Source organism: Streptomyces sp. NPDC052020 (assembly GCF_040680575.1).
GTDB lineage: Bacteria > Actinomycetota > Actinomycetes > Streptomycetales > Streptomycetaceae > Streptomyces.
This window is the reverse complement of the sequence record NZ_JBFAWY010000031.1, coordinates 1-26,159: the sequence shown is the minus strand read 5'-3', so window position 1 is coordinate 26,159 and position 26,159 is coordinate 1. Positions and strand designations below refer to the sequence as shown.

The 26,159-nt window shown below is 73.1% G+C and carries 25 protein-coding genes; 16 read left to right on the top strand and 9 right to left on the bottom strand.

All coding sequences use genetic code 11. The features are described 5' to 3' along the window. The first annotated feature begins 92 nt into the window (after positions 1-92). The gene (locus AB0L74_RS26635; RefSeq protein ID WP_365657395.1) at positions 93-671 is read left to right on the top strand and encodes a hypothetical protein; all 579 of its coding nucleotides are present in this window, start codon (positions 93-95) and stop codon (positions 669-671) included. 65 nt (positions 672-736) lie between these two features. Here AB0L74_RS26635 and AB0L74_RS26630 read toward each other — a convergent pair whose 3' ends face one another. Both AB0L74_RS26630 and AB0L74_RS26625 read right to left on the bottom strand, forming a co-directional pair. Further along, on the bottom strand, positions 737-1,252 hold the full coding sequence (locus AB0L74_RS26630) for a hypothetical protein (RefSeq protein WP_365657392.1): 516 nt from the start codon (positions 1,250-1,252) through the stop codon (positions 737-739). Further along, positions 1,249-2,937 carry a PHP domain-containing protein gene (locus AB0L74_RS26625; protein WP_365657390.1) on the bottom strand — a complete coding sequence of 563 codons (1,689 nt, stop codon included), beginning with the start codon at positions 2,935-2,937 and terminating at the stop codon, positions 1,249-1,251. The genes AB0L74_RS26630 and AB0L74_RS26625 overlap by 4 nt, the downstream gene beginning before the upstream one ends. A gap of 210 nt (positions 2,938-3,147) precedes the next feature. On the opposite strand from AB0L74_RS26625, the gene AB0L74_RS26620 reads away from it, so the two are divergent. The 5 genes from AB0L74_RS26620 (at position 3,148) to AB0L74_RS26600 (ending at position 9,548) form a co-directional block, all read left to right on the top strand. Further along, positions 3,148-4,485: a jacalin-like lectin gene (locus AB0L74_RS26620; RefSeq protein ID WP_365657387.1), complete on the top strand. Its 1,338-nt coding sequence runs from the start codon at positions 3,148-3,150 to the stop codon at positions 4,483-4,485. Positions 4,486-4,619: 134 nt separating this feature from the next. Next, positions 4,620-5,204: a TetR-like C-terminal domain-containing protein gene (locus AB0L74_RS26615; RefSeq protein WP_365657385.1), complete on the top strand. Its 585-nt coding sequence runs from the start codon at positions 4,620-4,622 to the stop codon at positions 5,202-5,204. Continuing rightward, complete coding sequence (locus tag AB0L74_RS26610; RefSeq protein WP_365657382.1) at positions 5,197-5,961, top strand: alpha/beta fold hydrolase; 765 nt, start codon at positions 5,197-5,199, stop codon at positions 5,959-5,961. The genes AB0L74_RS26615 and AB0L74_RS26610 overlap by 8 nt, the downstream gene beginning before the upstream one ends. Positions 5,962-6,085: 124 nt before the next feature. Next, a complete protein-coding gene (locus tag AB0L74_RS26605) occupies positions 6,086-8,230 on the top strand; it encodes a glycogen debranching N-terminal domain-containing protein (RefSeq protein ID WP_365657379.1) in 2,145 nt (714 codons plus the stop codon). Positions 8,231-8,447: 217 nt separating this feature from the next. Continuing rightward, complete coding sequence (locus tag AB0L74_RS26600) at positions 8,448-9,548, top strand: glycosyltransferase family 4 protein (RefSeq protein WP_365657376.1); 1,101 nt, start codon at positions 8,448-8,450, stop codon at positions 9,546-9,548. Positions 9,549-9,563: 15 nt separating this feature from the next. On the opposite strand, the gene AB0L74_RS26595 is transcribed toward AB0L74_RS26600, so the two are convergent. Together AB0L74_RS26595 and AB0L74_RS26590 are read right to left on the bottom strand one after the other, a co-directional pair. After that, a complete protein-coding gene (locus AB0L74_RS26595) occupies positions 9,564-10,361 on the bottom strand; it encodes an isocitrate lyase/phosphoenolpyruvate mutase family protein (protein ID WP_365657374.1) in 798 nt (265 codons plus the stop codon). Positions 10,362-10,517: 156 nt separating this feature from the next. Continuing rightward, positions 10,518-11,441, bottom strand: a complete 924-nt coding sequence (locus AB0L74_RS26590) for a LysR family transcriptional regulator (protein ID WP_365657371.1) — start codon at positions 11,439-11,441, stop codon at positions 10,518-10,520. 175 nt (positions 11,442-11,616) lie between these two features. On the opposite strand from AB0L74_RS26590, the gene AB0L74_RS26585 reads away from it, so the two are divergent. After that, a complete protein-coding gene (locus AB0L74_RS26585) occupies positions 11,617-12,750 on the top strand; it encodes an MFS transporter (RefSeq protein ID WP_365657368.1) in 1,134 nt (377 codons plus the stop codon). A 203-nt stretch (positions 12,751-12,953) separates the two neighbouring features. Beyond that, on the top strand, positions 12,954-14,159 hold the full coding sequence (locus AB0L74_RS26580; protein WP_365657365.1) for a hypothetical protein: 1,206 nt from the start codon (positions 12,954-12,956) through the stop codon (positions 14,157-14,159). A 1-nt stretch (position 14,160) separates the two neighbouring features. Here the strand turns inward: AB0L74_RS26580 and AB0L74_RS26575 are convergent, their stop codons facing one another. Further along, entirely contained in the window at positions 14,161-15,213 is a 1,053-nt protein-coding gene (locus tag AB0L74_RS26575) for a rhamnogalacturonan acetylesterase (protein WP_365657362.1), read from the bottom strand. 1 nt (position 15,214) lies between these two features. Beyond that, positions 15,215-16,300 (bottom strand): glycoside hydrolase family 43 protein, encoded by a 1,086-nt coding sequence (locus AB0L74_RS26570; protein WP_365657359.1) that lies wholly within the window; start codon positions 16,298-16,300, stop codon positions 15,215-15,217. Between the two features lie 258 nt (positions 16,301-16,558). On the opposite strand from AB0L74_RS26570, the gene AB0L74_RS26565 reads away from it, so the two are divergent. Both AB0L74_RS26565 and mmuM read left to right on the top strand, forming a co-directional pair. Then, a complete protein-coding gene (locus AB0L74_RS26565; protein WP_365657355.1) occupies positions 16,559-17,176 on the top strand; it encodes a hypothetical protein in 618 nt (205 codons plus the stop codon). A gap of 122 nt (positions 17,177-17,298) precedes the next feature. Next, entirely contained in the window at positions 17,299-18,216 is a 918-nt protein-coding gene (gene mmuM, locus AB0L74_RS26560) for a homocysteine S-methyltransferase (RefSeq protein WP_365657352.1), read from the top strand. 79 nt (positions 18,217-18,295) lie between these two features. On the opposite strand, the gene AB0L74_RS26555 is transcribed toward mmuM, so the two are convergent. After that, positions 18,296-19,177 carry an NAD(P)-binding domain-containing protein gene (locus AB0L74_RS26555; RefSeq protein ID WP_365657522.1) on the bottom strand — a complete coding sequence of 294 codons (882 nt, stop codon included), beginning with the start codon at positions 19,175-19,177 and terminating at the stop codon, positions 18,296-18,298. Between the two features lie 110 nt (positions 19,178-19,287). Between AB0L74_RS26555 and AB0L74_RS26550 the strand changes: the two genes are divergently transcribed. Continuing rightward, positions 19,288-19,887 carry a TetR/AcrR family transcriptional regulator gene (locus tag AB0L74_RS26550; RefSeq protein WP_365657349.1) on the top strand — a complete coding sequence of 200 codons (600 nt, stop codon included), beginning with the start codon at positions 19,288-19,290 and terminating at the stop codon, positions 19,885-19,887. Between the two features lie 109 nt (positions 19,888-19,996). Here the strand turns inward: AB0L74_RS26550 and AB0L74_RS26545 are convergent, their stop codons facing one another. Continuing rightward, positions 19,997-20,530 carry an ATP-binding protein gene (locus AB0L74_RS26545; protein WP_365657520.1) on the bottom strand — a complete coding sequence of 178 codons (534 nt, stop codon included), beginning with the start codon at positions 20,528-20,530 and terminating at the stop codon, positions 19,997-19,999. A gap of 85 nt (positions 20,531-20,615) precedes the next feature. Between AB0L74_RS26545 and AB0L74_RS26540 the strand changes: the two genes are divergently transcribed. From AB0L74_RS26540 to AB0L74_RS26530, 3 genes are all read left to right on the top strand, one after another. Then, a complete protein-coding gene (locus tag AB0L74_RS26540; protein ID WP_365657518.1) occupies positions 20,616-21,449 on the top strand; it encodes a helix-turn-helix transcriptional regulator in 834 nt (277 codons plus the stop codon). After that, complete coding sequence (locus AB0L74_RS26535) at positions 21,446-21,694, top strand: DUF397 domain-containing protein (protein WP_365657346.1); 249 nt, start codon at positions 21,446-21,448, stop codon at positions 21,692-21,694. Before AB0L74_RS26540 ends, AB0L74_RS26535 begins: the two co-directional genes overlap by 4 nt. A gap of 82 nt (positions 21,695-21,776) precedes the next feature. Beyond that, the gene (locus tag AB0L74_RS26530; RefSeq protein ID WP_365657343.1) at positions 21,777-22,025 is read left to right on the top strand and encodes a DUF397 domain-containing protein; all 249 of its coding nucleotides are present in this window, start codon (positions 21,777-21,779) and stop codon (positions 22,023-22,025) included. Here AB0L74_RS26530 and AB0L74_RS26525 read toward each other — a convergent pair. Then, a complete protein-coding gene (locus AB0L74_RS26525) occupies positions 21,973-23,517 on the bottom strand; it encodes a carboxylesterase family protein (protein WP_365657340.1) in 1,545 nt (514 codons plus the stop codon). The two genes, AB0L74_RS26530 and AB0L74_RS26525, sit on opposite strands and share 53 nt — an antisense overlap. A gap of 185 nt (positions 23,518-23,702) precedes the next feature. Here AB0L74_RS26525 and AB0L74_RS26520 point away from each other — a divergent pair, with 185 nt between their 5' ends. Then, a complete protein-coding gene (locus tag AB0L74_RS26520; protein ID WP_365657337.1) occupies positions 23,703-24,764 on the top strand; it encodes a LacI family DNA-binding transcriptional regulator in 1,062 nt (353 codons plus the stop codon). Positions 24,765-25,112: 348 nt separating this feature from the next. Further along, positions 25,113-26,027 carry a YceI family protein gene (locus AB0L74_RS26515; protein ID WP_365657334.1) on the top strand — a complete coding sequence of 305 codons (915 nt, stop codon included), beginning with the start codon at positions 25,113-25,115 and terminating at the stop codon, positions 26,025-26,027. Positions 26,028-26,159 lie beyond the last annotated feature (132 nt).

Genomic DNA, 26,159 nt, shown 5'->3' with positions numbered 1-26,159 from the left:
GCCGTCAGTTCCCCGTCAGTCCCCCGGTGGACTGCCGTCAGATGCCGTCAGACCCCGGCGGGCTGCCGGCCGCCCGGCGATACGCTTCCCCGGTGAGTGACCGACGGATGGCTGCCTACGCCGCCGAGGGCGCCGTGTGGCCCCGGCTGGCCCGCCTGCTGCCGGACCCCGGGGACGTGGACGACGTGCGGGCGTGCTGGGACATCGGGGAGCAGGAGGCGGGACTGGACGTCCTGGTGGCACGGCTCCGCGCCCAGGGCCTGGCGATCGGGGACGCGGAGCGGGCGGAGCTCGCGGCGATGGCCGGGCAGTGGGGCGAGGGGGACCGGCTCGGGGAGACCATCGTGGCCCTCCCCCGGGACCCCGCCCGGCCCGCGCCGCCGCGGGTCCTCGCGGACGGCGCCGAGGAGCCGCTGCCGGTGCGGTCGGTCCTGCCGGACCACCCGCAGGAGGAGCTGTTCCTCCTGCCGTGGATCGCCTGCCGGTCCCGCGACCGGGTCCTGGCCCGGGCGCACTGGTGGGAGGAGTGGGGCGCCTGGTCCCACCTCACCCGGGCGTACGTCCTGTTCGCCGCCGGGCGGCCCGTCCCGCCGCGGCTGTTCCCGGTCGAGGAGGAGGGGGCGGTCTGGTCGGCGCTGGTTGCGCTGCGGGCGGACGCGGACCGCGGGTGAACCGGGTGGGACGGCCGGAGGCCGGGACAGCCGGAGGACGATCCGCCCGGTTCGCCGAAGGAGCCTCAGTGGTCCGCGCAGCACGGCGTCGGGTTGGGGACCTCGAAGGGGACGAGGGTGCCTCCGGCGGCCGGTACGGCGGCCAGTACGAGCCGGCCGTCCCGCCACTGCGGGCGTACGTGGTCCCGCGTCACCAGCAGGGTGTGCGGGGCGGGCCGCTCCGGGGTGCCGAGCACCGTCACGGCGTCGATCGCGGAGCGCGCCAGCAGGTCCGCGACCGTCAGTGTGCCCGTGAGGGAGGCGGCGCCCGGGTAGAGCACCGCGCGGCCCGCCGCCTCCGGCACGCCCGGGGTCACGTCGTACCCGCGCTCCGTGAGCCGCTCCGGGACGGTGCGCGGGAGCGGCCCGGCCGGCCGGGCCAGGGACACCGCCACGTGCGGGCGGTCGCCGCGCACCAGGTGGGTGCAGCCGAACACGTCCCCGGGCAGGGCGAGTTCGGCCGCCACCGCGTGGAGGAGGTGGTCGGCCGCGCGCGGGTCCGGCGTTCCCGCGTCCACGGTGAGGGCGTACGGCGGTGTCACGAGGGCAGGACCCACACCGGGTTGGAGTAGAACCACAGGTCGCGCCAGGGGTCGGCGTCGCCGACGACGTCGAGGGCCGGTCCCGCCGGGTCGACGGCGGCACCCATCGCGCCGACGGCGGTGCGGTTGCCGTCGGTGCCGCGCAGCCGGACGTAGACGGGGCGGTCGACGCGGCCGAGGTGGTAGGTGAGGCGGACCGTGCCGGTCTCCTTGGTCACCTCGTACGACGTGACGACCTTGGCGGTGGGGGCGGTGAAGGTGTCCTTGTCCTTCGCCTCGCCCGTCACATCGCCCTGGATGACGTCCACGCGGGCCAGCCTCGGGACGAAACCGGCCCAGTTGGGGCCGCCGGCCAGGGCCACGTCGGCGGTCAGGGTGACGTGCGCGCCCTTCTTCACGTGCAGCGCGCCGCCGAGCGTGGCCCAGCGGCCGCCGCCCGCCACGCGCACGTCGAGGGCGTCGACGAGCTGCCCGTGGTCGACCCAGATGCGGCCCGCGCGGATGCCGTCCATGACGGCGGCGTAGGAGAAGCCGTCGGCGCCGACGTGGGTGCGGCTGTACTGGCCGGGCCAGTAGTCGCCCTGGGTGATGTCGATCCTGCCGCCGTAGACCGGGTCCGGGTGGCGGCCGTGGGCGGTGAAGTCGCCGCCGGGGCCGCGTACGGCGGTGTCGGCGTAGACCTGGTGGGAGTCGGAGTTGGCGGTGATCCACCACGGCTTGCCCTCGGCGAGGAGGCTGTCCCACAGGCCGCCGACGGTGGCGGTCATCCAGTCGAAGCCTCCCCAGGTGCGGTAGGACTCCAGCGGGTAGCCGGGGAAGGAGTTGGCGCCCGGGCCGTTGTCGTAGATGCCCCGGGCGCGGGCCATGCCGAGCGGCGCGGGCAGCCCGGCGGCCTGGTGGCCGGGGGCGCCCTCGAAGCCGACGGCGATCCGCCGGCTCGCGGGGGTCGCGTCGCGCCAGGCGCGGATCTCGTGCGGGGAGTCGACGCCGCGCCGCGCCGGGTGGTTGGCGAGCATCAGCGCGTCCTCGACCTTGCGCCGCCTGACCTGGTCGTGGAGGAAGGCGAGACCGGCGACGGCGAGCGCCTCGTTGGCGGGCGTGGAGTCGGTGGCGCCCTTGACGCCGCCGTCGTAGTCGGTCTCGAACTGCTTGAGGACGGCGACCTCGTGCGCGCCCGGGTGCACGAAGACGGTGCCGTGCTCGGCGGCCGGGATGTTCCACTCCAGGCCCTGGAAGACGAGGGTGTCCTCGTAGGCGGCGCGGGCCTCGCGGATGTCCGGGTTGACCTTCTCGACGCCGATCCTGGCGTGGGTGGCGCTGCCGTGGTCGGTGATGACGAGCCAGTCCATGCCGTGCCGGGCGCCCTGGCGGACCTGATCGACGACGCGGTACTTGCCGTCGCTGCTGTACTGGGTGTGGATGTGGTGGTCGCCGGCGAGCCACAGGAAGCCCTTGCCCCTCCGGCCGCCGCCCGCGGCCGCGGCGGGCGTCGCCCGGCCGAGGACGCTCCCGGCGGCCAGGCCCGCGCCGAGCAGGCCCGCGCGGCGCAGCAGCGAGCGGCGCGACCGCTGCTCGGGGGTGAGGGCCTCGTCGGGCACGGAGGTGTCGAACGCGGCGGGCAGCGCCGGCGCCTCGTGGTCATGGCCGTGTCCGTGGCGGTGACCGTGACCATGACCGTGTCCCATGCTGAACCTCCTGATCGCCGCCGCCTTCCGCGGCCGCCTTCCGCCGCGCCGCGCCGATGCGCCGCGCGTGAGAAGGATCAAGGCGGAAGGTGAATCTTAAACAACTCGGAGGTGAGCGGCGGACGTCCCGGAAACGGCCGCTCTCCGCACTCTCCGCCGATTTCCCGAATACCCCTGTCCGCCACGGCGGTTCACCCGACCATGGGCGGCATGAGACGACTTGGACTCGGACGACTCAGCCTCATCGGCGTCCTCACCGCCACACTGGCCCTCGCCGGTCTCACCGGCACCGGCGCGCCCCCTGCCGCCGCCGCGGCCTCCGGCTCCTTCACCGTCCTGACGTACAACATCGCGGGCCTCCCCCTCGGCCTCGGGGACAGCGACCCGGAGACGAACACCCCGCTGATCGGGCAGCGACTCGCCCCGTACGACCTCGTGAACGTGCAGGAGGACTTCAACTACCACGCGTCCCTGTACGCCCACGACGCCCATCCGCACCGCACGCCGACCAGCGGCGGCGCCGGCATCGGCGACGGCCTCAACACCCTCTCGGACGTTCCCTTCGAGGACTTCGAGCGGGTGAGGTGGAAGGAGTGCACGGGCACCAACTGCCTCACTCCGAAGGGCTTCACCCTCGCCCGGGTCCGCCTGGCCGAGGGCGTGTTCGTGGACCTGTACAACGTCCACGCCAACGCCGACTCCACCGACGACGCCCTCGCCGCCCGCCGCGCCAACATCCAACAGCTCTCCGACTTCATCCAGGCGAACTCCGCGGGCAACGCGGTGATCGTCATGGGCGACACGAACACGCGGTACACCCGCACCGGCGACAACATCCGCACGCTGCTCACCGAGAACAACCTGACGGACGCCTGGGTGCGCCTGGTGAAGGGCGGTACGCCTCCGGCGCAGGGCGGTGACGCCCTGGTCTGCGACGCGGCTGCCCCGACGGACGACTGCGAGGTGGTGGACAAGGTCCTGTACCGGGGCAGCAGGCTGCTGAACCTCACCGCGACCCACTACCACAACGAATGGGAGTCCTTCCTCCGCTCCGACGGCACGCACCTGTCCGACCACTTCCCGCACACGGTCGGCTTCTCCTACACCCTCGACGCGTCCCTGCGCGCCAGCGACTTCTTCGGCGGCCCGCACGGCACGGCCTTCAACGACGCGGACGACCTGCCGGCGTCCCCCGCCCCGCGCACGCTGACACTGCGCGGCGCCTCCCGCCTCGACGCGGTCTCCCTGACCCACGACGGCGGTACGACGCTGAGCCACGGCGGTACGGGCGGCACGGCGGCGTCGCTCACGCTGGCCCCCGGCGAGCACCTCACCTCGGTGAAGCTGACCCAGGGCCGGAAAGACGGCCGTACGAGGATCTTCTCGGCGTCCTTCACGACGGACCGGGGCCGCACCCTGTCCGCGGGTACGGCCACGTCCGACGCCAGGACCTTCACGGCCCCGCCCGGCCGGCAGATCGCCGGCTTCACGGGGCGGTCGGGTGACGAGATCGACAAGCTGGGAGTGCTGTACGCGCCGATCGGCTGACGGCCGGCCCCTCCTCCTCTCCCCCGCTCCGTTTCGGTCGGTCCGCTTCGGTCCGGCGCGTCCGCCCCCTCGACTCTCTAGGGCCCCTAGGTTATTTTCTAGGGGCCCTAGGTTTCCGTTCCGGAGGTCATCCCATGCCCCGCGCCGGGCTCACCGCCGACCGTCTCGTCGCGGCCGCCGCCGACCTCGCCGACGAGGTCGGGTTCGAGAACGTCACCCTGTCGGCGCTGGCACGCCGCTTCGGGGTGAAGGACGCGAGCCTGTACGCGCACGTCAGGAACCTCAAGGACCTGCGCGCCCGCCTGGCCCTGTTCGCGGGCGGCGAGCTGATCGAGCGCATCGCCGCCGCCGTGGCCGGGCGCGCCGGGAAGGACGCGCTGGCCGCCTTCGCCGGTGCCTACCGGGAGTACGCGCTGACGCGGCCGGGACGGTACGCGGCGACCCAGATCCGCATCGACCAGGACCTCGTGGCACGCTCCCCCGCCCTGCACCGCACCGCCGAGATCACCTACGGCATGCTCCGCGCCTACGGCCTGGCGGAGCCCGACCTCACCGACGCCGTCCGCCTGCTGCGCGGCACCTTCCACGGCTACTGCGCCCTGGAGGCGGCCGGCGGCTTCGGCGCCGCCCGCGATGTCCAAGCGTCCTGGGACAAGGCGATCGACGCCCTGCACATCACGCTGGAGAACTGGCCCCGCGAGGAGACGCACGATGACTGACCGGCCCGACCGGCACCGCGACCACTACGACGTCACGGGCAGCGGCCCCGTCCTGCTCGTCGTCCCCGGCGGCGCGGGCCACCCCATGGGGCTGGAGCGGATGACGGCCGCCCTCGCGGCCCGGTTCACGGTGGTGACGTACGACCCGCTCGGCCTCGCCCACGGACGGCTCGGCCTGCCCGTTCCCGCACAGCGGGTGGAGTGGTGGAGCGAGGGCGCGCGGCGGGTGCTGGACGCGGTCCTCGCCGAGGGGGCGCCGGCGCATGTGCTGGGGATGAGCTCCGGCGGCATCGCGGCCCTGGACCTGCTCGCCCGGCACCCGCGGCGGCTGCGGCACGTCGTCGCCCACGAACCCCCCGCCGTCACCGTGCTGCCCGACGGAGCCCGGGAGCGCCTGGACCTGCTGCGGAGCCTGGGCGAGCCGCCGTCCGGCGGCGGGGAGCCGGCCGACCCCATGGGCGTCTTCCTCGCCCGGGTCGTGCGCCCCTTCACCGCGTACCCGCCGGACCTGGACGCCCTGCGCGCCCACGCCTCCCGGCTGACCCTGGCCGCGGGTTCCGGCTCGCGGGGCGAACCGCCGCACCGGACGGCCGCGTTCCTCGCCGAGCGCACGGGCGGCGCCTTCGCCGAGTTCCCGGGCGGCCACCTCGGGGCCCTCTCCCATCCCGAGGAGTTCGCGGAGCGCCTCGCCGGGCTGCTGGGCGGTGCCGGCGGCGGGCCTTCCGCGGCAACCCGCGGCCACTTGCAGGAAAGTTGAGCTGCGTCGTATAAAACATGACCGATCAACCCTCTTCTCACGGGTTTCGTGCTCACGTGCGTATTCCGTGACGCGGCGCCCGTGTTCTGGGCTGTCGTGGACTGTCGTGGCGGGAAGGTGATCGATGGGTGCGGGCTGGACGTTCGCCGGGGAGGCGGCGCAGGGCGGCGGCGATGCGGTGACGCTGATCGAGGGTTCGTCGTTCTGCCTGTCCGAGCGGGGCGGGGATCTCGCCCCCGGCACCCCCCACGGGCTGTTCCACCGCGACACCCGCATTCTGTCCGGCTGGCAACTGCGGCTGGACGACGAGGAGGTCGACACCCTCTCCGTCATCGCCGAGGAGCCGTACGAGGCCCTGTTCCTGGGCCGGGCCCGGCCGCGCCCCGGGCACAGCGAGGCGACCGTCCTCGTGGAGCGGCGACGGTACGTGGGTGCGGGCATGCGCGAGGACCTGGTGCTGCGCAACCTCGGCAACGAGGCCGCGGCCTGTGTGCTCACCCTGCGCGCGGAGGCGGACTTCGCCGACCTGTTCGAGGTCAAGGAGGGCCGCGTGAAGCCGCGCGGGCAGTACGGCGTCGACTACGGCGACGGCGTGCTCGCCCTGACCCGGCAGTGGCGCGGCGAGAGCCGGGGCGTCCGGATCGTCGCCGAGGGCGCCATCTGCTCCCCCGGCCGGCTCACCTTCCGCGCGGTCGTGCCGCCGCGCGGCACCTGGCGGGCGTCCGTGCTGGTCACGCCGGTGATCGACGGGGTGGAGACGCCGACGTCGTTCCCGCTGGAGCGGCCCGTGGAGCAGGCCGGGCCGTCGGTGCGCACCACCGAGTGGCGCGAGACCGGGCCCCGGGTGAAGGTGGGCGACGAGTCGCTGGCGGTGACCCTGCGCCGCGGCTGCCAGGACCTGGGCGCCCTGCGCGTCTTCGACCCCGAGCGCCCCGACACGCCCGTGGTCGCGGCCGGCGCCCCCTGGTTCATGGCGCTGTTCGGCCGTGACTCGCTCCTCACCGCGCTGATGGCGCTGCCCCTGGACCCGCAGCTCGCCCTCGGCACCGCCCAGACGCTCGCCCGCTACCAGGGCACCAAGACCGACCCGGTGACGGAGGAGGAGCCCGGCAAGATCCCGCACGAGCTGCGGTTCGGCGTCGAGGCGTCCCTCGCCCTGGGCGGCACCGTGTACTACGGCACCGTCGACGCCACCCCCCTGTTCGTGATGCTGCTCGGCGAACTGTGCCGCTGGGGCGTCGACCCGGAGGCCGTACGGGAGTTGCTGCCGCACGCCGACCGGGCGCTGGAGTGGGTGGAGAGGTACGGCGACCGGGACGGCGACGGGTTCGTGGAGTACCGGCGCTCCACCGACCGGGGCCTGGCCAACCAGGGCTGGAAGGACTCCTGGGACGGCGTCAACAGCGCCGACGGCCGGCTCGCGGAGCCGCCGATCGCGCTCGCCGAGGTCCAGGGGTACGTCTACGCCGCCTACCGGGCGCGCGCCCTGCTCGCCGAGCACACCGGGGACCCGGTCGGCGCGGAGAAGTGGCACCAGCGGGCGCGGCTGCTGAAGGAACGCTTCAACGAGCGGTTCTGGCTGCCCGAACGCGGCTGGTACGCGGAGGCGCTCGACGGCGCCAAACGCCCCGTCGACGCGCTGGCCTCCAACATGGGGCACTGCCTGTGGACCGGCGTCGTCGACGCGGACAAGGCCCCCGCCGTCGCCGAACTCCTGCTCTCCCCCGAGATGTTCAGCGGCTGGGGCGTGCGCACGCTGGCCACCACCATGGCCGCGTACAACCCGATGAGCTACCACAACGGCTCGGTGTGGCCGCACGACAGCGGCATCGTCGCGGCGGGGCTCAGGCGCTACGGCTTCACCGCCCACGCCCGCCGCGTCGCCGAGGCCGTCCTCGACGCCGCCGCGGCCTTCGGCGGGCGCCTGCCGGAACTGCTGTGCGGCTTCGACCGCACCGAGTACACGCAGCCGGTGCCCTATCCGGCGGCCTGCTCCCCGCAGGCGTGGGCCTCCGCCACGCCGCTGCACCTGCTGCGGGTGCTGCTCGGCGCCGAGGTGTGCGTGCCGCACGGCGTGCTCCGCCTCGACCCAGCGCTCCCGGCCCGCTACGGGGCGCTGCGGCTGACCGACGTGCCGGTGGGCACCGCCCGGGTGGGCGTGACGGTGGCCCGCGACGGCGGTGTCCGCGTCAGCGGCCTGCCGTCCGGCATGCGGCTGTCCGAGACGCCGTGCGCGTGCCCGGCGGTCGATCCGCCGCACCCGGGCTGACCGGACCGCACCCGGACCGAACCGACTTCCCTCCCCTTCGAGCGCCGCCGCGACCGACGCCGTTCGCGGCCGGCCCCACCCATCCCGACGCACAGGCATCCCGCCTGCCCGCGCATCCGGGCATGGCATGGCGCGCCCCGGCGAGGCACGCGGGCACCGCCGTGCCGTGCGCGGAGGTACGGGCGGACGGGCGGACAACCGAATGAAAGGAGCTGCGTTGAGCAACCGGCCGCTTCGTATCGCCATGGTCGCGCCGCCGTGGTTCGAGCTCCCGCCCCGCGGCTACGGGGGCATCGAGGCGATGTGCGCCGACCTCACCGACGCGCTGGTGGCCCGCGGCCACGACGTCACCTTGATCGCGGCGGGCCGCAACGGCACCCGCGCCCACCGCATGCTGCGCACCTACGACGTGCCGCAGGGCCCCCGCCTGGGCGAGCCGCTGCCCGAGGTGCTGCACACCGCCGCGGCCGGCCGTCTCCTGGACGACCTCGACGTGGACGTCGTCCACGACCACACCCTGGCCGGACCGCTGCTCGCCCGCGGCCGGAACGTCCCGACCGTCGTCACCACGCACGGCCCGCTGGAGGGCGAACCGGGCGAGTACTACCGCCAGCTCGGCGACGGCGTGCATCTGGTGGCGATCTCCGAGTCGCAGCGCTCCCAGGCCCCCGACCTCAACTGGGCGGGCACGGTGCACAACGCGCTGCGCGCCGGTGACTTCCCCTACCGGCGCGACAAGGAGGACTGGGTCTTCTTCCTGGGCCGCTGCACCCCCGACAAGGGCATGCACCTGGCCATCGACGCCGCCCTCGCCGCGGGCCGGGAGATCAAGCTGGCCGCCAAGTGCAGCGAACCCGCCGAACGGGCCTATTTCGAGGCCGAGATCGAGCCGCGGCTCGGGCCCGGCGTGGAATGGCTCGGCGAGGTGACCGGCGAGCGCAAGAAGCGGCTGCTGGCGCGGGCGCGCTGCCTGCTGTTCCCGCTCCAGTGGGAGGAGCCGTTCGGCATGGTGATGATCGAGGCGATGGTGTGCGGCACGCCGGTGGTCACGTTGCGCCGCGGCTCGGTCCCGGAGGTCGTCGTCGACGGGGTGACCGGTCTCGTCCGCGAGCACGTCACCGAACTGCCCGAGGCGATCGAGGCGGCCGGCGCGCTGGACCCGCGTGACTGCCGCAACCACGTCATCGAGCACTTCCAGCCGGACACCATGGCGGCCGGGTACGAGGCGGTCTACCGCGGGGTGCTGGCCGCCGCGCCGAGCCCGACTCCGCTGACCGGCGCCGTGCCCACCCGGGAGGACATGGTCCCGGTGGCCTGAGCCCGTTCCGCCGCCTCAGCCCTCGCCCAGCGCCCGGACCTCGGCGTACGCCGGTGCCGTCCCCTGCGGCTCCCGGCCCGCCCGGATGTCGGCCATCGCCTCGACGGCCGCGCCCAGCGCCCGCCGGTACAGCAGCGAACCGACGCTGACCCGGCGTACCCCGAGGTCGGCGAGGTGCGGCAGCGGGGGGCCGGTGGGCGAGTAGAGGATGTTGAGGGGGACGTCGAGGGCGTCCACCAGAGCGGCGATCCGGGCGGCGTCGGTGAGCCCGGGGACGAACACCCCGTCCGCGCCCGCCTCCTGGTAGGCGTCCAGGCGCCGCAGGGTGGCGGCGAGGCTCCCGTCGCCGTCGCCGAGCCAGAAGGTGTCGGTGCGCGCGTTGACGAAGAGCCCGGGCGCGGCCGACTTCACGGCGGCGATCTTCGCGGCGTGCCGCTGGACGGGCCCCATCCCGTCCTCCAGGTTGATGCCGACGGCTCCGGCGGCCGCCAGCTCCCGCGCGAACGCGGCCACCTCGTCCGGGTGGTCGCTGAAACCGCCCTCGGCGTCGACGCTCAGCAGGAACGGCCCGGAACCGAGGGCGAGGGCCAGCCGGAGCGTCTCGTCGCGGGTCGCCGAGGTGCCGTCGGGCACCCCTACGGCGGCCGCGACCCCCAGGCTGGTCGTGCCGATCGCGGGGAAGCCCCGGGCGGCGAGCAGACACGCCGAGGCATGGTCCCAGGCGTTGGGCAGCAGCAGCGGATCACCGGAACGGTGCAGAGCGGCGAAGCCGGCGGCGGCCGCGGCAGGGTCGTGCCGTACGGAGTCACTCATGCCCCGTACGGTACGGGCCCGTCGCTTCGGCACCGGCCGAACGGTCCGGCGCCCCTGCCGTCGCAGCGCGCCGAGAGGCCGTGCGCGGCCAGGGCGGCCGATGCCTGCTCCACAAGGCGCCGTACCCGCCGCTGGATCGACTCCATGTACGTCAGCCTAGGCACGGAGGCCGTGCGGCGGCGATTCGGCGAGGGTCTCGCCCAGGGTCTGGGCGAAGGCGTGGGCCTGGGGGGCACTGGTGGTGCGGCGCAGGACCAGGCCCAGCAGGGAGCCGGGCAGACCCTCGACGGGGACGAAGGCGATCGAGCTGCGGCCGCCCCCGTGGTATGCGGCGCTCGAGCGGCACAGCAGCATCGCTCCCCGCCCCGCCGCGGTGAGCGAGAGGCCCTCCTGGAGGGTGTTGACGAGAGGGCCGGCCGGGATGGGCCGGCCGTTCGGGGTCTGCTGGGGGGATTGTGCGCGGCGCCAGTAGTCGGGGGCGCCGTCCTGGACGCCGATCAAGGGGCAGTCGGCCAGTTCTTCCGCCGAGATCGACTCGCGGGCCGCGTACGGGTGCCGGGCGGGGAGTGCCAGGATCTGCGGCTGCCGGGAGAACACCGGCCCGAGCACCAGGTCGTCCTCCGCCACCGGCAGCAGTACCACCGCGCAGTCCACCTCCTTGCGGCGCACCGGCCCGAACGGGTCGGACAGCGCGATCTCCGCGACCTCGACCATGCAGGTGGGGCAGCGTTCCTCGAAGACGGCGATGGCACGGGCGAGTTGGTCGTCGATCGTGCCCTGGAAGCCGATCCGCAGCACCCCGCCCATGCCGCGGGCGGCGGCTCGCGCCTCCTCGACCGTCGCCCGCAGCGCCTCGTACGCCGGACGCAGCGACGACAGGAAGGTCTGCCCGAGCGGTGTCAGGCTCACGCGGCGGCTGGTGCGCTCCACCAGCGGGGCACCGATACGGGCTTCCAGGGACTTCAGTAACTGGCTGACGCGGCTCTGCGACACATACAGGCGTTCGCCCGTGCGGCCGAAGTGCAGTTCCTCGGCGAGTACGAGGAATGCCTCCAGTTCGCGGATCTCCAGCGTGCTCATGGCTGTCCCTCTGTGCGCGGTGCCGGTCGAGTAGCCCAGCTCATGGAACCATGAGGGATCGGCCGTTGTTCCGCAGGTCTGCGGCCGGTTGGCTGAAGTCATGTCACAGAGTCAGCAACTCACAGACGTGGCCCGCGACTGCCCGCCGCGGGGGCGGGGCGGGGGGTGGCCCGCGGTGGCCGCTGTGGCGGGCGCGACGTTCATGGTGGTCACCTCCGAGATGCTGCCCGTCGGTCTGCTCACGCCGATCGGCGGGGCGCTGGGGGTGACGGAGGGTGCGGCCGGGCTGACGCTGACGGTCACGGGGCTGGTGGGCGCGGTGTCCGCGCCGCTGCTCACCCCGGCGCTGGGCCGCCTGGATCGCCGGCTGGTGCTGTGCGCTCTGATGGCGGTGCTGGCCGCCGGGAATCTGCTGGCCGCGTGGTCCCCGCACTTCGCGGTGATGGTGGTGGCCCGGGTCCTGGTCGGCGTCGGCATGGGCGGGGTGTGGGCCGTCGCGGCCGGTCTCGCGGTCCGTCTCGTCCCCGGGAGGTCGGTGGGCCTGGCCACCTCGCTGGTGTTCGGCGGCATCTCGGTGGCCTCGGTGCTCGGCGTCCCGGCCGGCACCTACCTCGGTGAACTGGCGGGCTGGCGCGCCGCGTTCGCCGCTGCCGCCGCTCTCGCGCTGGTGGTGCTGGCCGCGCTGGCGGTGTCGCTGCCGAGGCTGCCGGCCGACCAGGAGGTCCGGCTCGGCGGCGTGTTGCGGCTTGGCGCCCGTCCGCCGGTGGCGACCGGGCTCGGTGTGGTGGCGCTCCTGGTCACCGGTCACTTCGCCGCCTATACCTACGTACGGCCCGCTTTGGAGAGGCTCTTCGCGGCGCAAGCGCCGGTGATCGGCACGCTGCTGCTGGTGTACGGGGTGGCCGGTGTGCTGGGCAACTTCGCCGCCGGGGCGGGGGCTTCGCGCTCGCCGCGCGGTGTGCTGGTGGTGATCAGCCTGGTCCTCGCCGCGGCGGTCTGCCTGATGCCGCTGATCGGCGGTTCGGTGATCACGGCGGCGGTGCTGCTCGCCGTCTGGGGGCTGGCGTACGGCGGGGTCTCGGTGGCCACCCAGGCGTGGCTGCTCACGGCGGCCGGTGAGGCACGCGAGGCGGTCTCGGCGTTGTTCGCCGGCGTGTTCAACGGCGCGATCGCGGTGGGAGCGTTCGCCGGGGGCCTCGTCGCGGACGGGGCCGGCGTCCGGGCCGTGATGTACGTGGGCGGGGCCCTTGCGGCAGGTGCCCTGGCGGTGGCGGCGCTGGGGCGCGCGCCGGACGGCGGCCGCGTCTGATCCGCGCGGGGATCTCCGGTCGCCGCGCGCGTGAGACCGGTCCCCGGTCTTGACCCGCCTGTGTCACCGTGGGTCACACTGGGGACACGAAGACGTATACGTTACGGGCCGCGGGCGGGGTGTGGTGACGCCGGGGATCGAGGGCCGGGCCTGGGGCCGCCTGCCGTGAGCGTCGCTGTGGCGTGGCATCGCTAGGGGGAGAGATGTCGTCACCGGGACAGCCTGAACCGCCGGGTCTCCCTGGCGAGGAGCCTTCCGGCACCGGTACCAGCGCCGGTACCGGTGCCGCTCGCGTCGCGGCCGGCACCGGCTCGGAGCGCGGCGCTCCCGATGCCGGCTCTGGCGGGTCCGCGGCCGGGGCCGGGGGCGGGGCCGAGGCGGGGCCTTCGCCCGCTGAGGCGGAGAGCGGATGGCGCAGAGAGAGCGACGCCTTTCTCCGCGGCAGCGCTCCCGACATCGCGGAGCTGCCGAGGGAGACCCGCTGGAAGGCCTGGCGCTACAGGATTCTGTGGACCGCCTTCGTCGCCGTGCTCGCTCTCGCGGCATCGACGATCGTTTCCCTCGTTCCGGCTCTCCATCCGTCCCTGAAGACCCGGGAAGCGAAGACGGACGACGAGGCCCAGGACCGCGTTCAATCCGAAAAGCCCCCGTTCTCCGCGAACGTCAGATACCAAGACGTCATGGACGTGTGGAAGCAGATCGACTCGTTCGACATCATTTACGATGCCCCTTTCAGCGCCTCGGAGAGCTCCGAGCTGAAGAGTTTGCGCCTCGACGCTTCCGACTGGGATCGCGTGATGGAGCTCATCACCCGTCACGGAGCCCGGCCGGCCGTCGCCCAGGTCTTCGAGGTGCGGCGCAACGCCCTTGGCGAAATGGTGGACTCCACCGTCGGATACGGCCAGCCGTTCTTCCTCGACCTGACGAGCGACCGGGACTCCCCGGTCCACATCGTCGACCTGAGGGCCAAGGAGGAGAGGTGCACCGAGTCGAGAGCACAGGCGGTGCTCACCATCCCGGCCGACGGGGCGAGTGCGATCGAAAGCATCGAGTTCACCCTTCAGAAACTGGGTGACACCCGGGCGAAGATCCCCTTTAGCCCCGATCACGAGGACGGCGGGAAGCCCTACTTCAGCCAGAAAGTAGTGTCGGTGGGAGGCTCGAGTGAGCCGGTGACCTTCAATGTCACCGGCTACTCCCGCACCCACTCGCGTTGTGAATGGAAAATCCTCGCCACGTACAACACCTCCGACGAGAAGAACAGGCGATCGGAGATCGGCGACGAGGGGAAGGCGCTGGTCACGGAAGGTGTCCCTCGCCGCCCCCGTCAGCAATGGGTGATGGACCCGCACGAAGGCAAAGTGATCGAATGCAATTCGAACCCGCAGGGAAGCCCCTACTGCGACTGATTCAACCCTGTAGGCCGGGCGGGATCAGGTGCTGGGCGACGAGCGCGTCGCGGACCAGGCCCGCGTAGACGGTGGCGCCCCGGGCGGAGGTGTGGGTGTTGTCGCGCTTCTCGTTGGTCAGGTAGAGCGCCTTGGAGTCTTCCGCGCCGAGCAACTCCACGAGCTCCTTCGTCCGCGCGGTCAGGTCGATCAACGGCACGTCCAGGGAGCGGGCGACCGAGCGGATGACCGCCGGGTGGTCGACGCCGAGGCCGTTGACCAGCAGCGCGGTGCCGTTGTCCAGGGTGCCGTCGGCGTTGAACCAGCGGCGCACCACCGGTGTGACGAGCACCGGCCGCCCGCCCCGCTCCCGGGCGCTCGCCACCAGCGTCTCCAGGTTCGCCCGGTAGGTCGGCTCGTCGGTGGTCTTGTCGTTGTGGGCGAGCTGGATCAGCACCAGGTCGCCGGGCCGGATCCGCGACCGCACGGTCTCCCACAGGCGCGGGTCGGCCAGGTAACTCACCGTGCTCTCGCCGGAGTCGGCGTGGTTGGCCACGGACAGTCCCTTGCGCAGGTAGCGCGGCAGTTGCTGGCCCCAGCCCGTGTACGGCTCGCCCGGCTGGTCGCAGACGGTGGAGTCGCCCACGAGGAAGATCTGGCGGGCGTGCCGGGCCGGGGTGACCCGGATACCGGCGAGCGCGGGCGCCGCGCCGCCGATGACCAGGTCCAGGCCGGGAGTGCCGTCCGCCCCGGTGGGCTCGCCCTCGGGCGTGCGGACGTCCACGGTGAAGCCGCGGGCGGTCCGCTCGCCGGCCGGGACCTCCGTCTGCGCCAGCAGCGACCGCCGGGTCTCGCCGCTGATCGCGGTGGCGGACGCGGTGTCACCGCCGAGCAGCACCGTCACGTCGTACGTGCCGGGCGGCACGTCGAAATGGCAGGCGCCGCCCGTGCAGTGCTCGATGCCGAGGGGCCGGGGCGCCTGCCCGGCCCGGGCGGGCCCGGCGGACAGTACGGTGCTCAGCACGACCAGCGCCGACACCGCGCCGGCCCGCAGGCGTGCGGACGCCACGCTCATCTCACGCGCTCCCCGCGGCCGTGTCCGCGACCGGGACGCCGAAGTCGGGGGTGCCGTCCGGCTTCCAGCCCAGTTTCTGCACCCGGGTGTGGCGGTTGGGGTCGTGCAGCGGGTCGCCCTCGATCTCCTTGTACTGGCGCGCGTGGTAGACGAGGACGTCGGTGCGGCCGTCCTCGGCGACCGTGAAGCTGTTGTGGCCGGGACCGTACTGCCTGGTGGTGTCGTTGCTGGTGAAGACGGGCACCGGCGACTTCGACCAGTTGGCCGGGTTCATGAGGTCGGCGTCCGCGTCGACGGTCAGCAGGCCCATGCAGTAGTTGGCGTCGGTGGCGCTGGCCGAGTACGTCATGAACAGCCGGCCGTTGCGGGCGATCACCGAGGCGCCCTCGTTCACCTTGAAGCCGACGCACTCCCAGTCGTACTCCGGGGTGGACAGCCGTACCTGAGGTCCGGTCAGGGTCCACGGGTTCGCCATCCTGGACAGCCACAGGGCGGTGTTGTTGTCCATGCCGGGCTCGTGCTGGGCCCAGGCCAGATAGCGGGTGCCCCGGTGGGTGAAGGTGGTGGCGTCCAGGGAGAAGGTCTCCCACGCCGTCGTGATCTGCCCCTTCTCCACCCAGGTGCCCCGGAACGGGTCGGCGTGGGCGTTCTCCAGGACCCACATGCGGATCGCCCACACGTCGTGGGAGGGCGCGGCGGCGAAGTAGATGTACCACTTGCCGCCGATGCGGTGGATCTCCGGCGCCCAGATGTGCGCGGCCATCTCACCGGCGGGGTGCGCCCGCCAGATGACGGACTCGGCGGCGGTGGACAGGCCGTTCAGCGTGCGGGAGCGGCGCAGGATGATGCGGTCGTACTCGGGGGCGGTCGCCGTGAAGTAGTAGAAGCCGTCGGAGTGCCGGTGGATGTGCGGGTCGGCACGGTTGCGGACCAGCGGGTTCACATACGGGTCCGCCTTCGGGCGCCGGGCGGGGGCGGCGGCGTGGGCGGCCCCCGGGGCGGCGACCAGGGCGCCCGCGGCCAGGGCGGCGCCCTTCAGGACGAGTCGGCGGTCGGGAGCGTCGGGCAGGTCGTCGGCGCGGCTCATACGGGCGGCCTCTCGGTCGAGTGTGTTCGAGATCGCGAACGGCATCTGTCATTGCGAACGCCGAAAAGGTAAAGGCGTGGTGCGAAGAGGTCAACGGGTCGGACGGTACGGCCGCCGACACCGCCGCCCTTCCGACGACGCCGAGGGGGCCCGTTTCCCGCCTGTGACACGGAATGGACGGGTCCGGTAAAGAAGATCACTAATTTTGATCAGGCAGGCCCCACCTCCGATGGCCCCACACGAGAGGAGGCGGGTGGCGTGCGCGACCAGGCTCACCCGCACACCTTCTCCGAGGAGACCCTTATGTCGACGTTCGAGACCCGCCGCCGGACCGCCCTCCGCGCCCTGGCCGGGGCGGCCCTGACGGCCGCTCTGGTGGTGCCCGCCGCGACGGCGGTCGCCGCGACCCCGGCCGGCGGCCTGAGCGGCACCGCTTCCGCCACCGCCAAGGCGCAGATCGGGTCCGTGGTCCGCACCCAGAAGCTGGTGGACGGCAGCACGGCCGTGATCACCAAGCGCGCCGCCCATCACTATGTCGCGCGGATCATCCACGGCGGCTACGTGTACGCCACCCTGGAGGCCAACCAGCGCGACGCCGCCGTCAAGGGCAACGGCATGTTCGTCGTGCTCACCTTCGACGGCGAGATGCACTCCTGGGTCGGGGGCGGCATGCAGGGGCCGGGCACCTTCTCCCTCCCGGGCGGCTCGACCGCCGAGGTCACGAAGGTCGGGGACCACCACTACATCGCCCGGATCATCCACCGCGGCTTTGTGTACGCCACGCTGGAGGCGAACAAGCGCGACGCGGGCGTGAACGGCAACGGCCTGTTCCTCGTGCTCACCTTCGACGGCGAGCTCAGCGCCTCCGTCCGGTGACGAGGTGACCACGGCGGGACCGCCGGACCGGACCCCCGTCCGGCCCGGCGGTCCCGCCGTCTCACGCCACGGTGCCTCGCGTCCCCGTGGCCGCCCGCCCGCCGTGCCCTACCGTCGAAACCATGACCGGCACCGCCCCGCCCCTCGCCGAAGCCCTCGCCGCCGGGCCCCTCGTCCTCGACGGCGGCCTGTCCAACCAGCTGGAGTCCGCCGGGCACGACCTGAGCGACGCGCTGTGGTCCGCCCGGCTGCTCGCCGACCGGCCGGAGGCGGTCGTCGCGGCGCACCTCGCCTACTACGAGGCCGGCGCGGACGTCGCGATCACCGCGAGCTACCAGGCCACCTTCGAGGGGTTCGGCCGCCGGGGCATCGGCCGGGAGGAGGCCGCCGGGCTCATGGCCCTGAGCGTGGAGCTGGCCCGCGAGGCGGCCCGGCGGGCCCGAACCGGCCGCCCGCTGTGGGTGGCGGCGTCGGCGGGCCCCTACGGGGCGATGCTCGCGGACGGCTCCGAGTACCGGGGCCGCTACGGGCTCACCGTCGCCGAACTGGAGCGCTTCCACCGGCCCCGCCTGGAGGTCCTGGCCGCCGCCCGCCCCGACGTGCTCGCCCTGGAGACGGTCCCCGACACCGACGAGGCGGCGGCGCTGCTGCGCGCGGTGCGCGGGCTCGGCGTACCGGCCTGGCTGTCGTACACCGTCGCGGACGGCCGCACCCGCGCCGGGCAGCCGCTGGAGGAGGCGTTCGCCCTGGCCGCCGACGCGGACGAGGTGATCGCGGTGGGCGTCAACTGCTGCGCGCCACGGGACGCGGACCACGCCGTCGCCGTCGCGGCGCGGGTGTCCGGCAAGCCGGTCGTCGTCTACCCCAACAGCGGCGAGGCATGGGACGCCGGGGCCCGCGCCTGGACGGGCGGCTCCGCCTTCGTCACCGGGCGGGTACGGGTGTGGCGGGAGGCCGGGGCACGGCTGATCGGCGGGTGCTGCCGGGTGGGGCCGGAGACGATCGGACAGATCGCCCGGGCCGTGGCGGGGCCTGCCTGAGCCGAACCCCGCCCTGGGGCCGCGTCGAGCGATGTCCAGTCGATTCCGGCTCGGTGATCGGCTCGTCGGACAGGCCCGGTCACACCTCGGCCTTCTTCATCAACTCCACCAGAGTGGAGAAGCTGTCCGCGGCGTGACCGGCGTCCATGCCGCGCCGGAAGAGCTCGACGACCGCGGCCGGAAGCGTGGTGTCGACTCCCGCGTCGGCGTTGGTGTGCAGGACGTGCTCGACGCTGGCCATCCCCATGGCGAGGCGGTCCACGTCTCCGACGTGCCGGCCGACGTCGACGCGCTCGGCGTAGAAGGAGAAGAATCCCGGCAGGGAATGCGCGGTCTCCACGGCGTGCGGCAGGATGTCCGCCGCCGTCAGGCCGTTGGCGTCGGCGAGGGCGATGGCCTGCCAGTAGCTCAGCATGGAGGTCCAGAACATGACCATGCCGATCTGGTACATGAGCGCGGCGAGCCCCGGGTCCTCTCCCCGGTAGTCGGTCCGCCCCGTGATGACTTCGAGCGCGGGCCGGTGCTGGTCGAAGACCTGACGCGGGCCGCTGTAGAAGGTCGACGATTCGGCCTGCCCGATCCCGGAGGGCGGCACGGTGACGCCACCGGTGAGCTGGACGGCGCCCCGCTCGGCCGCCCAACGGGACGCGGCCCGGGCCTTTTCCGGCGTGTCCGAACTGAGGTTCACCAGGATCCGGCCGGCCAGCGCGGCCGCGGCGGGCTCGAGCGCGGCGTACATCGCGTCGTAGTCCGTGAGGCTGAGGATCACCAGCTCATTGGCGGCAAGGGCCTCCTCCACGTTCGGCGCGAGCACCGCCCCGCGCGCGACCAGGGCGTCCGCGCGGGACGCGGTGCGGTTCCAGACGGTGACGTCGTAGCCGCGATCGAGGAACGCCCCGGCCATGGCCTGCCCCATGGGGCCGAGGCCGATGACGGTGACCGACTGCTTGGTGCTGCGCATCATGAGATCTCCACCCCTCACTAAAACGAGCGCTCTATTTAGAGCCTGGGCGAGAACGTATCACACCTCTAGAACGAGCGCTCTACTCAATGGATCGATAGGGTGGCCGCATGCAGACCAGCACACGGGACCGGATCGTCGTCGCCGCAGCACGCCTCTTGCAGCGGCAGGGTTACGTCGGCACGGGAATCAAACAGATCGCCCAGGAGGCGCAGGCCACTCTCGGCTCCCTCTACCACTTCTTCCCGGGTGGCAAGGAGGCCGTCGCCGTCGCCGCGATCAGGCACAGCACCGAGGAGTTCGCGTCGCTCCTGCGGAAGGCACTGGGCAGCGAGGAAGACCCGGCGGACGCCGTGCTGGCCTGCGCCCGGCAACTCGCCGACGAACTGCGCGCGTCGGGCTGGACCGACGGTTGCCCCGTCACGGCAGCGGCCCTGGAGACGCTCGGCACCGACTCGGAGATCCAGCAGGCGTGCGCCGACGCGCTGCGCGCCTGGGAGCAGTTGGTCTACGACAAGCTGCTGGGAGGAGGCGTCCCCTCCCAGAGCGCCCGGGAACTGGCGACCACCGTCATCTCCACCCTGGAAGGTGCCGAGGTCACCGCCCAGGTCAACCGCAGCGAGGAACCGCTACGGGTGGCGGGCCGGCAACTCGCCCGCCTCGTACGCTCGCACGAGGTATCGCCTCCACCGGCGAGCGGCGGTCGCTGACCGGGGAAACAGCGCCCAGGAGGGGGCGCTCGCCGCGCATCGAAGGACAGGGCGACGTGGAGTGCCTCGACGAGAGCGCCCTGGAGCCCGCCGGCCACCGGGTGCGGCTCTATGGCGCACGCTTCGACATCGGCTCCGGCGGCGTTCCGACGGGCTCCGTGCGCGAGCCCCAGGCGTCGCGGACCCCGTTCTCACGCCGCCGTTCCGCGAACTCGCACCACACGATCTTGCCGGGGTCCCGCTCCCCCACTCCCCACTTGTCCGCCAGCTCCGACACCAGCAGCAGCCCGCGCCCGCCCTCGGCCGGTTCCCCGCCCTCTGCCTGCGGTATGGCCGGAACACCGTCGCCGCTGTCGTGCACCTCGACGCGTACGCCGCCGCCGTCGCCCTCGGCGTACGGCAGCAGCCGGAGCAGAAAGCCCCGGCCGGGCGGCACGCCGTGCACGAGGGCGTTGGTGGCCAGTTCGCTCACACATAGCAGGATGTCGTACGCCCGTTCCCGCACCCGCCAGTCGGCGAGCACCTCGCGCGTGAACGCGCGGGCGGCGGGCACGGACTGACGCTCACGTCGGTAGAACCGCTCACGGGCGGCCAGGTGGTGACTTTCGGTGTTCACACGACGAGTGTCACGTTCTGTGGCCATCATGGAACAGTGCGTGCGCCCGTACACCTTCTTTGTACGGGCGCGCGACAGTGAACGTACGCGCGCGGGTGGGGAGTTCGACCGCATGAGCACCACGACACGGTCACGAAGGGCACGACGGAACGCCTCGGCGATGAGGATGGTGGGCGCCCTGCTCGCCCTCTACCGCGAGGCCGCCGGCCATACCCAGCGGTCGCTGAGTGAGATCTTCGTCGTCAGCGAGCAGCAGATCGCCTCCATCGAGCAGGGCAGACGGTCGCTGAAGCCGGACCTCGCCGAACAGCTCGACGAGTTCCTGAACACCAAGGGAGCGCTGTCCGCGGCCCTGCGCCATATGCCGGAGGTGGACCTCGTACCGCTGTGGGCGGAGGAGTATCTGGATCGGGAGCGTGAGGCGATCACGATCTCCGTCTACGACAGCCTTGCCGTACCTGGCCAGCTTCAGACGGAGGGATATGCGCGAGCTGTCTTCCGCAGTCGCGTTCCGGTGTACGACGAGGACGAGATCGAGCAGTTGGTGGCCAAGCGCCTGGAGCGGCAGGAGCTCTTCCATCGCAAGGTGCCGCCCACCACAAGTTTCGTGATCTGGGAGGCAGTGCTTCGGGACCACTTGGGCGGCCAGGATGTGTATGTCGAGCAGGTGCGGAAGCTGCGCCAGTACGCGGACGTACCGGGAATCGCCTTCCAGATCCTCCCGCTTGGACGCACCTCACACGCCGGGCTCAACGGCCCCTTCGTCCTCCTGGAAACACCCGAACACCAGCGCCTGGCCTATACGGAGTCGCAGCGCGGCAGCCAGCTGATTGGGGATCCCGACGAGGTGGGAATCCTGACCCAGAAGTATGCGATGCTGCGGACGCAGGCCCTCAACACCGAGGATTCGAAGGGCCTGTTGGACCGTCTTCTGGGAGAGCAATGAGCGCCACCACACTTGCGTGGTTCAAGTCCAGTTACAGCGGCAGCGAAGGCGGCCAATGCCTCGAAGTCGCCTACCACTGGCGCAAGTCCAGCTACAGCGGCGACGAAGGCGGCCAGTGCGTCGAGGTCGCCGCCCACCCCACCGCCATCCACATCCGCGACTCCAAGACCCCCACCACCCCCCACCTCACCGTCGCCCCCGACGCCTGGACCGCGTTCCTGACGCTGGCCCGCCCGGAAGGCTGATCCGGTCGGCGCTCTCCGGCGCCGACAGGGCCACCCTCACCCCCGATACGAGGGATCTGTTGGACCGTCTTTTGGGAGACCAATGAGCGGCACCACACTTGCATGGTTCAAGTCCAGTCACAGCGGCAGCGAAGGCGGCGCCTGCCTCGAAATCGCTCACGACTGGCACAGGTCCAGCCACAGCAGCGGCGAGGGCGGCGCCTGCGTCGAAGTCGCCACCCACCCCACCGCCATCCACATCCGCGACTCCAAGACCCCCACCACCCCCCACCTCACCGTCACCCCCGACGCCTGGACCGCGTTCCTGACGCTGGCCCGCCCGCAATCCTGACCCGGTCGCCGGTCCCCGGCGCCCACAGGGCCACCTCCCGGTCCCGGGGGCCGAGGATCGTACGCGGTGTTCCGGCGTCGAAGATCCGGACGGGGTGGGTGGCGTCCCACGCCGCCCACCCCGGGTCGCCCGTGGTGGCGAACCGCACCCACGCGGCGTGCATCGCGTCGGCCAGTTCCCGGGGGGCGCCCTCGCCCGCCAGCCCGCGGGACTCGGGCAGGTCGCCGCTGTCGAAGACGAAGCCCAGCTCCAGGGCGTGGCAGGCGCCGAGGCCGGGCCGGTCGGAGGGCCAGGCGAACTCGTACACGTACGAGGTGCCGGGCCGGGCGTCGGCCAGGCGGTGCAGCGGCACCCGCAGCAGGTGGTCGGTGACCATCTGGCCGACGATCTCGGCGGTGCCCGCACCGGGGTGCAGGGCGCGGTAGCCGCGCGGCACGTCGGGGCCGCAGTGGCAGCGGGCGCGGGCCCCGGCCAGGGCGACCGCGCCGAGCCGGTCGACGCGCTCCAGCAGCCCGCCGGGGACCAGCCAGAGCCGGTACTCGTCACGGGTCCAGCCCATCAGCAGGTCGACGCCGGGCGCCGCGCCGCCGTCGGTGAGCGCCGCCAGGGGGTCGCGGGGGACGAGGTCGCCGTCCATGACGATGCCGAAGGCCGGTCCGCCGAGGACGGGGCTGCTCAGCTTCCCCACCTCGGCCTGGGTGCGCAGCAGCAGGTCGCGGTCGACGGCGGCGAACGCCTCGGCGGTGGCGGGGATCCTCAGCCGGGTCGCCATGCGGCGCACCATCCGCCGTACCCCGGCGCGTTCGGCGGCCTCGGGCGCCCCGCTCTGGAGGACGGCCCGCCGTACCAGCCCCTGGGCCTGCGGGGCGGCGAGCAGGGCGCCGACGCCGACGGCGCCGGCGGACTGGCCGCAGAGGGTGACCCGGTCGGGGTCGCCGCCGAAGGCCGCGATGGACTCGTGCACCCAGCGCAGGGCGGCGAGCTGGTCGCGCAGGCCGGGGTTGGGCGGGGCGTCCGGGAACAGGCCGAAGCCCTCCACGCCCAGCCGGTAGTTGAACGAGACGCAGACGACGCCGTCGCGGGCGAAGGTGCGGCCGTCGTACACGGGGACGGCGGACGAGCCGCGGGTCAGCGCGCCGCCGTGCACCCACACCAGGACGGGCAGCCGGGCCCGGGGGTCCGGGTCGGGGGTCCAAACGTTGAGGTTGAGGCAGTCGTCCCCGGGCACGACCGGGTCGGACAGGTACGGGGCGAAGGCGTCGGAGTACGGCGGTTTCGGGGCGGTCGGCCCGAAGGCCCCGGCGTCGCGGACCCCGTCCCAGGGCGCGGGGGGCGCGGGCGGGCGGAACCGCAGGAGACCGAAGGGGGGCGCCGCGTACGGGACGCCGCGGAAGACGGCGATGCCGTGCTCGTATCTGCCGCGTACGGCGCCGTAGGGCGTGGCGACCACCGGATCGGCGATCCCGGGGCCCGTTCGGTCTGCTGCCGTCATACGCCACCAGCCCTTCGCCTGGCGCGCCCTCGCGCGCGCCGCTCTCCTCAGAGCATCACGCCGTACGCGGGTATTCCTGCGGATCCCGGTGCGATTCGCGATCGACGGACTAGAGTAGGAAGCGCTTTCTACGCCAGCACGCCTTCTACCCAGGCCCTCGGGCGGGCCGGAGAGGTGGTTGTCCGATGGTCCGTACGGCGGGGCGAGCGGGCGCGGCCACCGGGCCGACCCTCGCGGTGGTGGCCCGCGAGGCGGGGGTGTCGGTGCCGACGGCGTCCAAGGTGGTCAACGGCCGGGAGGACGTCGCGCCGGAGACCCGCCGCCGGGTCATGGAGGTGCTGGACCGCCTGGGGTACGTCCGCAGGCCCCGCTTCGACACGGCACGGGTGCCCCGGCAGGTCGATCTGGTCGTGCACTGCCTGGAGAGTTCCTGGTCGGGTGCGGTACTGCACGGGGTGGAGGCGGCGGCGTACGACGCGGGCCTGGAGGTCGTGGTCTCGGCCGCTCCCGACCGGGCCCGGGACGGCCGGCCGGAGCGCGACCGGCTGGGGCGGCTGGACCGGTTCGCCGAACGCGGCTCGCCCGGCGCGCTGTTCGCGCTGGCCGAGCTGAGCGCGGCGCAGTACGCCTGGCTGGAACAGCACCGCATCCCGTTCGTGATGATCGACCCGGCCGTCGAACCGCCGCCGGGGGTGGTGTCGGTGGGCGCCGCGAACTGGCAGGGCGGGGTCACGGCCACCGAGCACCTGCTGTCGCTGGGCCATGAGCGGATCGCCGTCATCGCCGGGCACCGGCGCACCCTGTCCGGCAGCGCCCGGGTCGCGGGCTACCGTTCGGCGCTCGCCGCGGCGGGCCTGCCGGACCGGCCCGAGTACGTCCGCCACGCCGGTTCCGACCGGACCACCTCCCGCCACCGCATGCGGGAGCTGCTGGACCTGCCGGATCCGCCGACGGCCGTCTTCGTGTGCTCGGACGCCATGGCTCTCGGGGTGTACGAGGCCGTGGCGGAGCGGGGGTTGCGCGTGCCCGCCGACCTGAGCGTGGTCGGCTTCGACGACCTGCCCGAGGCCCGCTGGGCCACCCCGGCCCTGACCACGGTCCGCCGGCCGCTCGCGGAGATGGCCGCCACCGCCCTGCGCCTGCTGCTGCGCCTGATGGAGGGCGACCGCCCAGAGAGCACCCGCACGGAACTGTCGACCCGTCTGGTGGAGCGCGCGAGCACGGCGCCGCCGCCGGGCACCGGCTGACGCCCCGCCGCCGCCACGCCCCCGGCCCGGACCACGGGCCGGGGGTTGCGTGCTGTGTGCTGTGCGCCGCGGGTGTTCTTCACCACAGCGGTGATGCAAAGCAACGCGGTCGAGGTGTGGCGATATGGCCTGCGGATGTGGTGATTTGACGTGGCCGACCGCCCCGGAGGGCTGTGCGCCCGTGCCTCCGGTGCAGAATAACCGCTGCGTCGTGACGGCTTTATGATCGTTAACGCATCAACCTCTCCGTGCCTGCATCCCGTTTTTCCGGAGACTCTTGGCGACCGCGAACGCGTTTGGCGCAGCGGGGCCGACGCGCAGTGACACGTATCAAGAAAGGTGAACACCATGGCCTTCGGACTGCTCCGACGCTGGCGCTCCGCCGGTCCGTCCGGTGCCGCGCCGGTCCTCTCGGTTCCCCTGCCGGAGGGCGCGGGGGCGTTCGGCTGCGAAGTCGTCGACCCCACCGGGCAGCCCATGGGCGGAGCGGAGGTCACGGTGACCGGGCTGAGCAGCCACCGCGTCGCGGCCCAGGGGACGACCGACCCGTACGGTTTCTTCACGGCGACGCTGCCCCCGGGCACCTACAGCGTGCGGATGATGGCCGAGGGCCTGTCACCCGCCCGCGAGACCGTGGAGATAGCCGCCGGTGTGGCCCATCCGCCCACGCGCGTGATGCTCCAGCCCGCGCCGCAGCAGGAACTGCCGCCGCCCGGTACCTGGCTGTTCGACCCGCCGCACACCGCCATCCGCTTCATCGCCAAGCACGTGGGCATGGCCCATGTCCACGGCCGCTTCACCAACTTCGACGGCGCCATCCGCGTCGCGCCGACCATGGCGGACTCCCAGGTCTCGGTGCGCATCGACGCGGCCAGCATCACCACGGGCAACAAGACCCGCGACAACCACCTGCGGTCCGCCGACTTCCTCGACGTCGAGCGCTACCCGTACATCGACTTCGTCAGCTCCCGGTTCGTCTACCAGGGCGGCTCGAAGTGGACCCTGCACGGCACGCTCACCATGCACGGCACCAGCCGTACCGTCGGCCTCGACACGACGTACCTCGGCACCGTGAACGGCGGTTACGAGCAGGAGCTGCGCTGCGCGGCCCTGGCCAAGACGGAGCTGCACCGCGAGGACTTCACGCTCAACTGGCGCTCGATGCTGGCGCGCGGCATCGCGGTGGTCGGGCCGACCGTCCAGCTGGAGCTGGACGTCCAGGCGATGTACCACACCCATGACACCCCCACCCCGCCGGAGTAGGCGGACCGGCCGGAGCCGTCCGGCCCTTCTTCCGGGACGGCACGGCCGGTCCCGGCGGATGCGTTCCTCGGCCAGTTCCACCAGACCGACGGCATCCAGGCGCCGCAGGTGCCGGCTGGCCAGGGCATGCGA